The 13,221-nt window shown below is 67.5% G+C and carries 12 protein-coding genes; 5 read left to right on the forward strand and 7 right to left on the reverse strand.

Going from position 1 to position 13,221, the window contains the following annotated elements:
- Positions 1–2: 2 nt before the first annotated feature.
- Positions 3–827, reverse strand: a complete 825-nt coding sequence (locus ACFO5X_RS22580) for a bifunctional allantoicase/(S)-ureidoglycine aminohydrolase (protein ID WP_380721808.1) — start codon at positions 825–827, stop codon at positions 3–5.
- A 129-nt stretch (positions 828–956) separates the two neighbouring features.
- Between ACFO5X_RS22580 and ACFO5X_RS22585 the strand changes: the two genes are divergently transcribed.
- Positions 957–1,916: a hypothetical protein gene (locus ACFO5X_RS22585; protein WP_380721810.1), complete on the forward strand. Its 960-nt coding sequence runs from the start codon at positions 957–959 to the stop codon at positions 1,914–1,916.
- 22 nt (positions 1,917–1,938) lie between these two features.
- Here the strand turns inward: ACFO5X_RS22585 and ACFO5X_RS22590 are convergent, their stop codons facing one another.
- The gene (locus tag ACFO5X_RS22590) at positions 1,939–2,688 is read right to left on the reverse strand and encodes an IclR family transcriptional regulator (protein ID WP_380721812.1); all 750 of its coding nucleotides are present in this window, start codon (positions 2,686–2,688) and stop codon (positions 1,939–1,941) included.
- Between the two features lie 97 nt (positions 2,689–2,785).
- Between ACFO5X_RS22590 and ACFO5X_RS22595 the strand changes: the two genes are divergently transcribed.
- Together ACFO5X_RS22595 and ACFO5X_RS22600 are read left to right on the forward strand one after the other, a co-directional pair.
- Complete coding sequence (locus tag ACFO5X_RS22595) at positions 2,786–4,099, forward strand: aromatic ring-hydroxylating dioxygenase subunit alpha (protein WP_380721814.1); 1,314 nt, start codon at positions 2,786–2,788, stop codon at positions 4,097–4,099.
- Positions 4,092–5,531, forward strand: a complete 1,440-nt coding sequence (locus ACFO5X_RS22600) for a glutamine synthetase family protein (RefSeq protein WP_380721816.1) — start codon at positions 4,092–4,094, stop codon at positions 5,529–5,531. The genes ACFO5X_RS22595 and ACFO5X_RS22600 overlap by 8 nt, the downstream gene beginning before the upstream one ends.
- Here ACFO5X_RS22600 and ACFO5X_RS22605 read toward each other — a convergent pair.
- Positions 5,518–6,672: a DUF3095 domain-containing protein gene (locus ACFO5X_RS22605; RefSeq protein WP_380721818.1), complete on the reverse strand. Its 1,155-nt coding sequence runs from the start codon at positions 6,670–6,672 to the stop codon at positions 5,518–5,520. The two genes, ACFO5X_RS22600 and ACFO5X_RS22605, sit on opposite strands and share 14 nt — an antisense overlap.
- Before the next feature lie 127 nt (positions 6,673–6,799).
- Between ACFO5X_RS22605 and ACFO5X_RS22610 the strand changes: the two genes are divergently transcribed.
- Both ACFO5X_RS22610 and ACFO5X_RS22615 read left to right on the forward strand, forming a co-directional pair.
- Positions 6,800–7,975, forward strand: coding sequence for an MFS transporter (locus tag ACFO5X_RS22610; RefSeq protein ID WP_380721820.1), 1,176 nt, complete (start codon positions 6,800–6,802; stop codon positions 7,973–7,975).
- A gap of 74 nt (positions 7,976–8,049) precedes the next feature.
- Positions 8,050–9,072, forward strand: a complete 1,023-nt coding sequence (locus tag ACFO5X_RS22615; protein WP_380721822.1) for an aspartate-semialdehyde dehydrogenase — start codon at positions 8,050–8,052, stop codon at positions 9,070–9,072.
- Positions 9,073–9,114: 42 nt separating this feature from the next.
- On the opposite strand, the gene ACFO5X_RS22620 is transcribed toward ACFO5X_RS22615, so the two are convergent.
- The 4 genes from ACFO5X_RS22620 to xylF all read right to left on the reverse strand — a co-directional run bounded on the left by ACFO5X_RS22620 (position 9,115) and on the right by xylF (position 13,174).
- On the reverse strand, positions 9,115–10,035 hold the full coding sequence (locus ACFO5X_RS22620) for a glucokinase (RefSeq protein ID WP_380721824.1): 921 nt from the start codon (positions 10,033–10,035) through the stop codon (positions 9,115–9,117).
- On the reverse strand, positions 10,035–10,784 hold the full coding sequence (locus tag ACFO5X_RS22625; RefSeq protein ID WP_380721826.1) for an ATP-binding cassette domain-containing protein: 750 nt from the start codon (positions 10,782–10,784) through the stop codon (positions 10,035–10,037). Before ACFO5X_RS22625 ends, ACFO5X_RS22620 begins: the two co-directional genes overlap by 1 nt.
- The gene (locus tag ACFO5X_RS22630) at positions 10,781–12,070 is read right to left on the reverse strand and encodes a sugar ABC transporter permease (RefSeq protein ID WP_380721828.1); all 1,290 of its coding nucleotides are present in this window, start codon (positions 12,068–12,070) and stop codon (positions 10,781–10,783) included. Before ACFO5X_RS22630 ends, ACFO5X_RS22625 begins: the two co-directional genes overlap by 4 nt.
- A gap of 75 nt (positions 12,071–12,145) precedes the next feature.
- A complete protein-coding gene (gene xylF, locus ACFO5X_RS22635) occupies positions 12,146–13,174 on the reverse strand; it encodes a D-xylose ABC transporter substrate-binding protein (protein ID WP_380721830.1) in 1,029 nt (342 codons plus the stop codon).
- Positions 13,175–13,221: the final 47 nt, after the last annotated feature.

Genomic DNA, 13,221 nt, shown 5'->3' on the forward strand with positions numbered 1-13,221 from the left:
GGTCAGCGCAGCGACAGGGGCATGTGCCGGTTCACGTCCTTGTAGAGGAGATAGCGGAACGGGCCCGGCCCGCCGGCATAGCAGGCCTGCGGGCAGAAGGCGCGCAGCCACATGTAATCGCCGGCCTCGACCTCGACCCAGTCCTGATTGAGGCGGTAGACCGCTTTGCCCTGCAGCACGTAAAGCCCGTGCTCCATCACGTGAGTCTCGGCGAAGGGGATGGTGCCGCCGGGCAGGAAGGTCACGATGGTGACATGCATGTCGTGCCGCATGTCGTCGAGACCGACGAAGCGGGTGGTCGCCCAGCGGCCTTCGGTTCCCGGCATGGCGGCGGGGGTGATCGTGCGCTCGTTGGTCACGATCGGATCGGGCAGGTCGATCCCGTCGGCGCGCTGATAGCGCTTGCGGATCCAGTGAAAGCGCGCCTCGGGGCCGGCGTGGTTCGCCAGCCGCCAGTCGCAGCCCGGCGGCAGGTAGGCATAGCCGCCCGGCTCCATCACGTGATCGGTGCCCGCGATGGTCAGGGTCAGCGCGCCCTCGGTGACGAAGAGCACGCCCTCGGCATCGGGGTCGGCCTCGGGGCGGGTGCTGCCGCCACCGGCGGCGACCTCCATCAGGTAATGCGAGAAGGTCTCGGCAAAGCCCGAGAGCGGGCGCGCGATGACCCAGAGGCGGGTCTTGTCCCAATGCGGCAGGAAGGAGGTGGTGATGTCGCGCATCGTCCCCTTGGGGATCACCGCATAGGCGGTGGTGAACATCGCCCGGTCGGTCAGCAGCTGCTCCTGCGGGGGATGGCCGCCGTGGGGGGCGTAGTAGTCGGCTGGCATGAGGCTCTCCTTTGACCGGCGTGGCGCAGTATCGCGCGGCGGCGCGGTCTTGTCCAAAGCTGCACGGTGGATAACACTGTCTGGGAATTCTTGAAAATGCCGCGCGCCCTGCGCGGTGAGGAGACCGCGATGATCCGCGCCGCCACCCTTGTTCTGATCGGCCTTGCCGGACCGGCGGCGGCCCAGGTCTGGGTCGCCAGCAAGGCCGACGACGGCGCCTATGTCTATGGCAGCGCCAGCCCCGAACCGGTGCAGGTCTGGCTGTCGTGCAACGCGCCCTCGGCCACGCGGCTGCCGCCGATCCAGGTCGGGGCGCATGAAGAGACGGTGTCGGCGCCCTATACGATCCGGCTGGAGTTCTCCGGCGCGCTGATTCCGGGGGCCGAGGCACGGTCGGATATCTTTCTCTGGGTCGGGGCGACCGCCTATCGCCTGCCGTCCATCGGGCTGAACGAGCTGACTGGGGTCTGGGAACTGACCCTGTCGATGGCCGATCCGATGCTGGGCGCGATGCGGGCGGCCGACCGGCTGGTGCTGGCGCCGGGGCAGGATCAGGCCTGGGAGCTGCCCGTGGACGGATTGTCCGAGGCGGCCGGTGCAGCGATGCGCACCTGCGCCGAGGCCTGGGTGGCCGCCGGGTTTCCGGTGCCGCCGGCGCTGGCCGAGTTCGCGCCCGCCTATGGCGGTGGTGCGGCGACGCCGATGCGGGTTGCAGCCGATCAGGCGGTGATCGCGGGATGCAACGGACCGGCGAACCGGGGGCCGGATTACCTGCTGTCGGGCAATATCGATGGCGACGGCACCGAGGACATCATCCTCGACTGGCGCGCGGTGGAGTGCCTGTCGCAGCCGGCGCAGCCCTTTTGCGGCGCGTCCCTGTGCAGCGCGGATGTTTTCCTGAGCGGAACCTTCCCGCGTTCGGGCACGCCGGAAACCATGCTGGCGCTGGGCGTCGGGCTGGTGCCTTTGTCCAACGGCAATGACGGGATCCGGCTGGGCGCATCCTATGCCACCTGCAACGCACGCGGGCTGAACGAGTGTGAGTTCCTGTATTATTGGGACGGGTCGGCGCTTCGGGAAGTGCCCTGAGAATGGCGGGGTGAACCCCGCCTTACGTCGCGCCCACGCCGCTTTGCCGCAGCTCCGCCGCGCAGAGGCGCAGCGCGCGCAGCGCGGCCTCGCCGTCGCTGCCGCGCGGCATCGACGTGCCGACCACCATGCCGGCCGCCTCGGGTGCGCTGACCGGGACGGCGAAGCCGACGATACCGCTTTCGAATTCACCGTCGGTTTCTGCGTAGCCCGCGCCGCGTGCCTGCGTCACCTGCTCCATCACGGACTCGCGGCTGGCAAGCGAGCGTTCGGTGTGCGCGGTCATCGGCGCGGTCGAGGCCAGCGGCGCGGGGTCGGTTTCGCAGGCCAGCAGCATCCGCCCGAGGCTGGTGTGCAGCAGCGGCAGGCGGCTGCCCGGGGTAAAGCCGAAGGACACCGGGCCGCTGGGCAGGGTGGATTGCGCGAGCAGCAGCACCTCGGTCCCGTCGCGCGTGGCCAGCACGATTTCGGCGCCAAGCCGGGCGGCGTGGCGGTTCAGCACGGGCTGCACCCGGTGGCCGAAGTCGTTGGCCCGGAAATAGCCCGCTGCCAGCGTCAGCACCTTCGGTGTCAGGGTAAAGGCGCGCCCGGTCTGGGCCAGATAGCCGAGCTGGACCAGTGTCAGCGCGCCGCGCCGGGCGGCGGCCCGGTCCTGCCCGGTGGCGCGGGCGATGTCGGCCAGGGTCAGCGCGGGCATACTGCCGTCGAAAGCGCCAAGAACGGCCATCCCCTTGGCGAAGGTCGAGGCGGTGTTGCGATCCTGCGTCGTCATCCTTGACTCTCTGCGGCGGTATCCGGCAATCTGGGCGGATAACGGATACTATGTGCGATATACGCACATTCGTCAACAGCCAGGGGAGACCTCGCCAATGATCAGCCAGGAACAGAACGACAGCCTGACCCGGGTTGGCCCCGGCAGCGACGCGGGCGCGGTGCTGCGGCTGTACTGGCAGCCCGCCGCCTTGTCGGACGAGCTGATGAAGGCGCGGCCTGTCGTGCCGGTCCGGCTGCTGGGCGAGGATCTGGTGCTGTTCCGCGACCAGGAGGGCAAGCTCGGCCTGATCCAACGCGGCTGCCCGCACCGTGGGGCCGATTTCTGCTATGGCCGGCTCGAGGACAACGGGCTGCGCTGCCCCTTCCACGGCTGGCATTTCGACCGCTCGGGGCAGTGCGTCGAGCAGCCGGGCGAGCCCGAGGGCAGCCGGATGCACGAGCAAATCAAGGCGCGGTCCTATCCGGTGGTCGAGAAGAACGGCATCGTCTGGGCCTATATGGGGCCGGGCGATCCGCCGCCGTTCCCGAATTTCGACTGCTTCCGCGCGCCGGACAGCCATGTCTTTGCCTTCAAGGGGTTGTGGGAATGCAACTGGCTGCAGGCGATGGAGGTGGGCATCGACCCGGCCCATGCCTCCTTCCTGCACCGCTTCCTGCAGGACGAGGACCCGAAGGAGTCCTACGGCAAGCAGTTCCGCGACACCGCCGGGAATACCGAAATCCCGATGACGAAACTGCTGCGCGACTATCCGCGTCCCGAGATCAGCGTGGACGACACCGACTGGGGCCTGCGCCTGACCGCGCTGCGCCACATGGAGGACGGGCGCACCCATGTGCGCATCACCAACCAGATCTTCCCCGGCGCCATCTGCATCCCGATGAGCCGCGAGATGACCATCACCCAGTGGCATGTTCCGGTCGATGACACGACCTGCTACTGGTATTCCATGTTCACCAGCTTCAACAATCCGGTCGACAAGACGCTGATGCGCGAACAGCGGCTGAAGGAGCATCGCCTGCCGGATTACGCGCCGCTCAAGAACGCGCGCAACAACTATGGCTATGATGAGGCCGAGCAGGCGAGCACGACCTATACCGGCATGGGGCTCGACATCAACGTGCACGACCAGTGGGCGGTGGAATCGATGGGCCGTATCCAGGACCGGACCGAAGAGCATCTGGGCAAGACCGATGTCGGCATCATCCGCAACCGCCGGCGCCTGCGAGACGCCATCGCGGCGGTGAAGGCGGGGAACCTGGACAAACTGCCGATGCGAAATGGCGGCACCGAGGCGCTGACCGGGCCGGTGTCGAATGATACCATCGCCAGCGGCGGCGACTGGCACGCGGCGGCCGCCGAGGCCGATGTGGCGCGGCGCGCGACCTGTCCCTGGGACGCCAGTGTCTGAGCCGGGCGCGCTGGCCCGGCTGGGCCTGACCGGACCCGACCGTGACGCGGCTTCGGCCGCATTGCTGGCGCAGGTTTCCGAGGCCGGGCTGGAGACGATCCGCGTGGTCTTTGCCGACCAGCACGGAATCCTGCGGGGCAAGACGATCGTGGCCTCGGCGCTGGAATCGGTCCTGCGCAACGGGTTGGCCGCGCCCTCGACGCTGCTGTTGAAGGACACCTCGCACCGCACCGTCTTCCCGGTCTGGTCCGAGGATCCGGGCATCGGCGCCGGGCTGATGCGCGGGGCGAGCGACGTGCTGATGGTGCCCGATCCGGGCAGCCTGAGGATCCTGCCCTGGGCGCCGCATTCCGCCTGGCTGCTGGCCGATGTGGTGTTCCGCGATGGCTCGCCCATTTCCTTCGCCCCTCGCACCGTGCTGGCGCAGGCCGAGGCCGCGCTGGCGGCGCAGGGGATGCGCGCGCTGATGGGGCTGGAGGTGGAGTTCCACGTCTTTGAACGGCTGGACGCCGGGCTGGCGCACGGTCAGACCACGATGCCCGGCGCGTCGGTGCAGACGCGGGCGCTGACGCAGGGCTATCAGTTCCTGACCGAGACCCGTTATGCCGAGGCCGAGGACATGCTCGACAGCCTGCGCCGGGCAGCGCAGGCGATGGGGATGCCGGTGCGGTCGGTCGAGATCGAGATGGGGCCAAGCCAGTTCGAATTCACCTTCGACCCCGGCCCACCGATGGCCCAGGCCGAGACGATGGTGATGTTCCGCACGCTGGTGAAGGAAGTCTGCGCGGCCAAGGGACTGCACGCCAGCTTCATGGCGAAGCCGAGGCTCGAGAATATCGCGGCGAATGGCTGGCATGTGCACCAGTCGGTGACGGACGCGCAGGGCACCAACGTTTTCATGCCCGGATCGGACGGCGCGCTGCGTCCCGAAGCGCAGGGCTGGATTGCCGGGCTGCTGGCCCATGCCCCGGCGCTGTCGCTGCTGATGGCGCCGACCGTGAACAGCTACAAGCGCTATCAGCCCTTCCAACTGGCCCCGAACCGCATCGCCTGGGGGCGCGACAACCGGGGCGCGATGCTGCGCCTGCTGTCGGCGCCGGGTGACAAGGCCTCGCGCATCGAGAACCGCGCACCGGACAGCACGGCCAACCCCTATTACGCCTTCGCGGCCCAGATCGCCGCCGGGCTGGACGGGATCGCGCAGGGCATCTCGCTGCCCCCCGAGACGCTGTCGCCCTATGACAGCGTCGCGCCGCTGCTGCCGACCAGCCTGCTGGACGCCATAGCGGCTTTTGACAGGTCGGCCCTGCTGAGGCAGGCCTTCGGCGACGACTTTGTCGACTATCTGGTCCGCATCAAGCGGGCCGAGTGGGAGCGGTATCTGGCCACCGTCTCGGAATGGGAACAGGCCGAGTATTTCAATCTGTTCTGAGCGAGGGGCCGGATTTGATCTGGGCCGCCGCCAGGGCATAGCCGCCGGCCGCGCCGTCGATGAAATGGACATGATCGTCCTGCATGGCCGAGGGCACGATGCAGGTCATCATCGCCTCGTCCTGTTCGTAGAGGCCATAGCGGATCACCCCGGCGGCCTGCGCCTTTTCCAGAACGGCGCGCAGGCGCTGAACCGTGTCGGGATCGCAGTCGAGCGTCATCTTCAGCCCGTCGTCGAACTTGCGGAAATCGGCGTTGCGCCCGACCGCGCGCTTGTAGGCGCGGGGATCAAAGGTGCCGACCGGCAGATTGAAGCGCAGCACGGCCCAGGCAAAAAGCGTCTGGGCATAGAGCGAGAGACGCCGCCCGAGCGAATTGCCCTGCCGCGCCGTCCGCGCCTCGAGCGCGACACCGGCCGCGGGCCAACTGACATCGGCGCCCTGCGAGGGGATCGGGTGCCCGTCGCGGTCGAGCGACCGGACGATCGACAGCACCGAGTTGGCAAGCCGGGTGAAGGCCGGGCCCGGCACGCGGTTGGCGGGTTCGATCACCAGCGACAGGATGGTGCCGTTGCGGGCCGGGATGTGCGACCAGCGGCAGGACAGTCCGGTGAGGTCGGGCCGCGTGCCAGGCGGCGCGGGGGGCAGGGCAAAGGCCCCGGACTTCATCTGCGCTTCGAGCCAGGCCAGGCCGCCGCCGGCGAACATGGCGTAATCGACATCGGGCGAAGCCTGATAGCGGGCCACGGCAACGTCGCGCCCGGCGGCGCGGATCCGGGCGAGGCTCGCTTGCGCCACGCGCAGTTCGATCCCGAATTCGGCCGCGGCCCAGGCCTGAACCGCGCTCAGCGCCGCAGCGGCGGTGGCGGCATGGCCGGGGGCGCAGGCAAAGGCGGCGCCGTCGCCGCCGAAGACATAGGGGAAGGCGCGACCGCCCGCGGCGTTGATCTGCGCCGAGATGACGCCGGCCCCGACCATGTTGACCGTCTTGTAGCGACCCGCCGCGATCTCGCCGGTCGAGCCGACGATATCGGCGCAGCCCACCACCCAGTCGTCGGGCAGCGGGGTATAGCTGGCCGGATCGGTCAGCGCGCTGAAGGTCGCAAGCCTGGGCAGGCTGTCATAGAAGCCGTCGCTCTCCATGAGTCTGTCTAGCACCGGGTCTGGCGATTTGGGAACACAACCCGGTGTGGATCGACCGTACGACGATGCCGGCTTGCCTCTGGCGTGCGGGCGTGGCACCGAACCTTATCGGGGGAGGACATCCGACATGCAGGCCGGACTGATCGTCTTGTGTCTGGCTTATGTGCTGAGCCAGTTCTTTCGCGCGTTTCTCGCGGTGATGACTGCCGTGCTGGAGCGCGATCTGGGCGCCGGTCCCGAAGAGCTGGCCAGCGCTTCGGGGTTCTGGTTCCTGGCTTTCGCGGCAATGCAGCTGCCAGTCGGCTGGCTGCTCGACCGGATCGGGCCGCGGCGCACCGCCTCGGTCCTGCTGCTGCTGGGCGGTGGCGGGGGCGCGGCGGTCTTTGCGCTGGCGGCCCAGCCCTGGCACGTCGAGGCGGCGATGCTGCTGATCGGGATCGGCTGTTCGCCGGTGCTGATGGCATCCTACTACATCTTCGCCCGCGAATATCCGCCCGCGCGCTTTGCCACGCTGGCGGCGCTGATGCTGGGCATGGGATCGGTCGGCAATCTGGTCGCCTCCTATCCGATGGCGCTGGCGGTGGAATGGATCGGCTGGCGCGGCGCGCTCTGGGCGCTGGCGGCGGCCTCGGCGGCGGTGGGTGTCGGAATATTCCTGACAGTGCGTGACCCGGCGCGCCACGAGGGCGGGGCTGGGGGATCGGTCCTGACCCTGCTCAGGATGCCGGTGATGTGGGCGATCCTGCCGATGATGTTCGTGTGTTATGCCCCTTCGGGCGCGGTGAGGGGCCTGTGGATCGGCCCCTATCTGCGCGATGTCTTCGGGCTGGACACCGGCCAGATCGGCACCGCCACGCTGATCATGGGCTGCGCGATGATCGCGGGCACGCTGAGTTTCGGGCCGCTTGACCGCCTGCTCGGCACGCGCAAGTGGGTGATCTTCGCCGGCAACCTGGGCGGGGCGGCGGCGATGCTGCTGCTGGTGGCGCTGATCGACCATTCAGTAACCCTGTCGATCGCACTGATCGCGCTGGCCGGGTTCATGGGCGGCACCTTCCCGGTGATGATCGCACATGGCCGCGCCTTCTTTCCGGCCCATCTGACCGGGCGGGGGGTGACTCTGATGAACCTCTTCGGGATCGGCGGCGTGGGCATGATGCAGTTCGCCTCGGGGCGGATGCATCAGAGCTTTGCCGGCGTGCCCAACGTCACCGCGCCCTATAGCGCGATCTTCCTGTTCTTCGGCTTGGCCCTGCTGGCGGGGACGGCGGTCTATTTCTTCTCGAAGGACAGCCTGGATTAATTCCCTTTCCCCGGTCCCGCTTTGCCGATAAGAGACCGACGCCGGATCGCACCGGACAATCTTGGAGAAGACTTATGGGTTACCGCGTCGTTGTTGCGGGCGCCACAGGCAATGTGGGCCGCGAAATGCTGAACATTCTGGCCGAGCGCCAGTTCCCGATCGATGAGATCGCCGCCCTGGCGTCCCGAAAATCGATCGGCACCGAAGTCAGCTTTGGCGACAAGACCCTCAAGACTAAGGACCTGGACACCTTCGACTTTACCGGCTGGGACATTGCCCTGTTTGCCATCGGGTCGGAGGCGACCAAGCAATATGCGCCCAAGGCGGCCAAGGCCGGCTGCGTGGTGATCGACAACTCGTCGCTCTATCGCTACGACCCGGACGTGCCGCTGATCGTGCCCGAGGTGAACCCGGACGCGGTGATGGGCTATGCCAAGAAGAACATCATCGCCAACCCCAACTGCTCGACCGCGCAGATGGTGGTGGCGCTGAAGCCGCTGCATGACCGTGCGAAGATCAAGCGGGTGGTGGTCTCGACCTACCAGTCCGTCTCGGGCGCCGGGAAAGAGGGCATGGACGAGCTTTGGGATCAGACCAAGGCCGTCTACAACCCGACCGACGACAAGCCGGCGAAGAAGTTCACCAAGCAGATCGCCTTCAACGTCATTCCCCACATCGACGTCTTCATGGAAGACGGGCAGACCAAGGAAGAGTGGAAGATGGTCGTCGAGACCAAGAAGATCGTCGACCCCTCGATCAAGGTCACGGCGACCTGCGTGCGGGTGCCGGTCTTCGTCGGCCACTCGGAAGCTGTGAATATCGAGACCGAGGACTTCCTCGACGAGGACGAGGCCCGTGACATCCTGCGCGAGGCGCCGGGCTGCATGGTGATCGACAAGCGCGAGAACGGCGGCTACGTGACCCCCGTCGAATGCGTCGGCGACTTCGCCACCTTCATCAGCCGGATCCGCCAGGATTCGACCATCGACAACGGTCTGAACATGTGGATCGTCAGCGACAACCTGCGCAAGGGCGCGGCGCTGAACGCGGTTCAGATCGCGGAACTGCTGGGCAATCGCGTCCTGAAGAAGGGCTGAGGCCCATAGCGGACCCGGGGCTGTCGCGAGATGGCCCCGGCTTCAGCGGCGAGCGAGGGTCAGGGCCAGCCGGGCAAGACCCGTCAGCGCCGCCGCATCGTCGGTGATCAGGCCCAGCGGCACCCGCGACACGATCTCGGAATAGGCGCCATCGCCGCGTTCGGCCGCGCTCAGGAAGGCGTCACGGCCCACCGGGCCCAGAATGCCGCGCCCGACGCTGCCGGCAAAGTGGATGCCGTCGAGCGGCATATATTGAAACACCAGTTGCCGGGCCAGCAGGCCGGTCAGCCGCGCCGCCAGTCGGACCGTGTCGGGCGCTTCGGCCACGATCTGCCCCGCCTCTCGGTCGGACTCGCCGGTCAGGGCGCGGTGCAGCTGGGTCAGACCGCGGCCCGAGAACAGGTGTTCGACGCTTGGAAAGCAGGCCGCTTTGTCACCCAGTGCTTCCTCCAGCGCCTCGTAGACGCTGATCGGAAGGCTGGCGTGCCCGAGTTCGGCCTCGACCACGACAAGGCCCTCGGATGTGGTCTTGGCGAGGCAGACGTTGAACCCGGTGCCCAGCCCGGCCACGAGGGCCTGACCGTTGCGCGTTCCGGCGCCCGAGGCGGGGCGCAGGACTTCGGTCTGTTCCGCACCCAGTCCCGGCAGGGCATGGCCCAGCGCGGCGAGATCGTTGACCAGACGCACCGGCGCGTTCAGCCGGGCCGAGATTGCGGCGCGGTCGATGGTCCAGTCGCGGTTCGTCAGGCTGGCGCGCTCCGGTGTGATCGGGCCGGCGATGGCGATACAGCAGGCGGCAAAAGGACCGGCATGGGCCGAGAGGTAACGTTCCAGCACTGCGTCAAAGCTCGGATGGTCGTCATTGGCAAAGCGCGCGATGTCCTCGAGCCAGCCGCCCGGCCCGGCGCGCGAGAGACGGGTATTGGTTCCGCCCACATCGGCGACAAGCACGTCCGGTCCCATCAGGCCGCCTTTGCCGGCGCTTTGCCGAGGATGATCATGCCAAGCAGGTCGTCGTCCGTCACATCGGCGACATTCACCGTGCCGACCAGCTTGCCGTTCTTCATCACGCTGGCCCGGTCGCAAAGCTTCATCACGTCATGGATGTCGTGGCTGATGAGGAAGATGCCGATGCCCTGTGCCTTGAGCTGTTCGATCAGTTCGGCCACCATCTGCGTCTCGTGCGGGCCGAGCGCGGCGGTCGGTTCGTCCATGATCAGGATCCGGGCATCGAAATAGACCGCGCGGGCGATGGCCACCGACTGGCGCTGGCCACCCGAGAGCGCCGACACCGGCACGTTGAACTTGCGGAAGTTCGGGTTGAGCCGGGCCATGATTTTGCGCGTCTCGGCCTCCATTGCGTCGTCATCGACGAACCCCAGCGGCGTCACCAGTTCGCGCCCGAGAAACAGGTTCGAGGCAGCGTCGAGATTGTCGGCCAGCGCGAGGGTCTGGTAGATCGTCTCGATCTTGTAGGCCCGGGCGTCGCGGGGATTGGCGATCTCGGCCTTTTCGCCGTTGATGTAGATCTCGCCGGAATCGGCCTTGTAGGCACCTGACAGGATCTTGATCAGCGTCGATTTCCCAGCGCCATTGTGGCCCAGCAGGCCGACCACCTCACCGGGGTGAAGATCGACGCTCACGTGATCGACGGCATGGACGCCGCCGAAGGCGATGGAGATGTCGCGCATCTCGACGAGCGGTGTGGTCATGGTTTCCCCCAGCGCTTGCGATACTGGATGTCGATCCAGACGGCGAAGACCAGTACGGCCCCCACCACGATATTCTGCAACGGCGAATCGACGCCGACCATCCCCATGCCGCTGGCGAGCGACTGCATGATGAGCGCGCCGAGGATGGCGCCGTAGATCGTGCCGCTGCCGCCGGCGAGCGCCGTGCCGCCGATCACGGCGGCGGCGATCACGCGCAACTCGTCCAATGTGCCGATGTCGTTGGCGTGGCTTTGCAGCCGGGCCGAGGCGACCACGGCGGAGAGGCCGCAGAGAAAGCCCATGAGGGCAAAGACTTTCACGGTCAGCATCCGCGTGTTGATGCCCGAGAGTTCCGCTGCGTCCGGGTTTCCGCCGGTGGCGAAGATATACCGCCCGAGGCGGGTCTTGCGGGCCATCAGCGTCATCGCCACGGCGACGACGATCAGGATCAGAACCGAGAAGGGCAGGCCATGGCCCGCGACATAGCCGTCGGGCAGCTCCAGCCCCTGCGCCTCGAAGATGCGGCGCAGCTTGCCGCGCGGGATGGCATAGGCGTTCAGGATAGCGACAAAGCCGAGGATCGCGGCGACCGCCAGCCCGGCCAAGGCGAGTTCGGCGGCCAGCGGCTTGACCGGGAAGTCATGCGCCAGCTTCGAGCGCCGCGCCGACCAGATCGCCCAGAGCGCAGCGATTGCAAGCGCCAGGCCGACGATCCACGACCAGAACTCACCCAGCGTGCCTTCGGCACCGCCGAACAGCAGGAAGGTCTGATCCAGCGGCGCGATGGTCTGTCCCGAGGTCAGATACCAGCCGGCATAGCGCCAGATCAGGAACCCGCCCAGCGTGACGATGAAGGCCGGGATGGCCTGATAGCCGATCAGCCAGCCGTTCACTGCGCCGATCAGCGTGCCGACAGCCAGACCGACGAACACCGTGATCGGCGCGATCAGCGGCGAGCCGAGGTCGAGGCCCAGTGCCTCGGGCAGCCAGCGGGCCTGCGTCATCGCCATCATCGCCGAACAGATGGCCAGCAGCGCGCCGACCGAAAGGTCGATGTTGCGGGTGACGATCACGAAGACCATGCCGGTCGCCATGATGGCGACCGAGACCGTCTGGATCGTCAGGTTGAAGATGTTGCGCGGGCTGAGGAAATTGCCGCCCGTCGCGATGTTGAAGGCCAGCGCGATCAGCACCAGCGCGCCGATCATGCCGATCAGGCGCATGTCGAGATCGAGTTGCTCGATCAGGCCGCGCTTGCGCGGTGTGTCTTGGGAAATCTCGGCCATGCCGCTGCCGCGCCTCCTGCAGTCGTCGGGAAGGGCCGCCGCCCCTGAGGGCGGCGGCGAAATCGCGTCAGGCGATCAGTTGCAGGGGGCCGGGCCGCCGGTGACGCCCTGGCACAGCGCGTCCTTGGTGATCCAGCCGGCATCGACCACGGCGGCAAGGTTGTCCTTGGTCACCGGCAGCGGCGAAAGGAAGACGGCGTTCATCTCGTTGCCGCCGGGCGTCTTGAACTTCACGGCGCCCGGGATCTCTTCCATCTTGGTGCCCTTGGCCAGCGCCACGGCGATCTCGCCGGCCGCCTTGCCCAACTCGCGCGCGTCCTTCCAGACCGACACGGTCTGCGTGCCGGCCGCGACGCGGTTCAGCGCGGCATGGTCGCCGTCCTGCCCCGAGACCGGAATGCCCTGCATCCCCTGCGCGGTCAGCGCCGCCACCACGCCACCGGCGGTGCCGTCGTTCGAGGCGACCACGGCGTCGACCTTGTTGCCCTGCTCGGTCAGGATCTGCTCCATGTTGCGCTGGGCGTTCGCGGGAAGCCAGCCATCGGTATAGGCCTCGCCGACGATCTTGATCTTGCCCGCGTCGATGGCCTCTTTCAGCACCTCCTGCTGACCGCCGCGCAGGAAGTCGGCGTTCGGATCGGTGGGCGAGCCCTTGATCATCACGTAATTGCCTTCCGGCGCGGCGGCGAGCACGGCGCGGGCCTGCATCCGGCCGACCTCGACGTTGTCGAAGGTCAGGTAGAAGGCGCGCGGATCCTCGATCAGGCGGTCATAGGCGATGACGGGGATCTCCTCGTCGGCCGCCGCCTGCACAGCGGGAATCACCGCCTGGGTGTCCTGCCCCAGCACGATCAGCGCATCGACGCCCTGGGCGATCAGGTTCTCGATATCGGTAAGCTGCTTGGCCGAGGACGACTGCGCGTCAGCCGAGACGTATTTTGCACCGGCGGCGTCCAGCGCCGCCTTGATCGCGGCCTCGTCGGTCTTCCAGCGTTCTTCCTGGAAGTTCGACCAGCTGACACCGACGGTCAGGTCCTGGGCCAGAGCGGCCGTGCCGATGAAAGCGCCGGCGAAAATCGCCGTCGCGCATGCGAATAGTTTCATGATCTCCCTCCACGGTGTTCGGCGCCCGGATTATTGGTCCTCCACCG

Source organism: Seohaeicola nanhaiensis, from assembly GCF_042654245.1.
In the GTDB taxonomy this organism is placed as follows: domain Bacteria; phylum Pseudomonadota; class Alphaproteobacteria; order Rhodobacterales; family Rhodobacteraceae; genus Seohaeicola_A; species Seohaeicola_A nanhaiensis.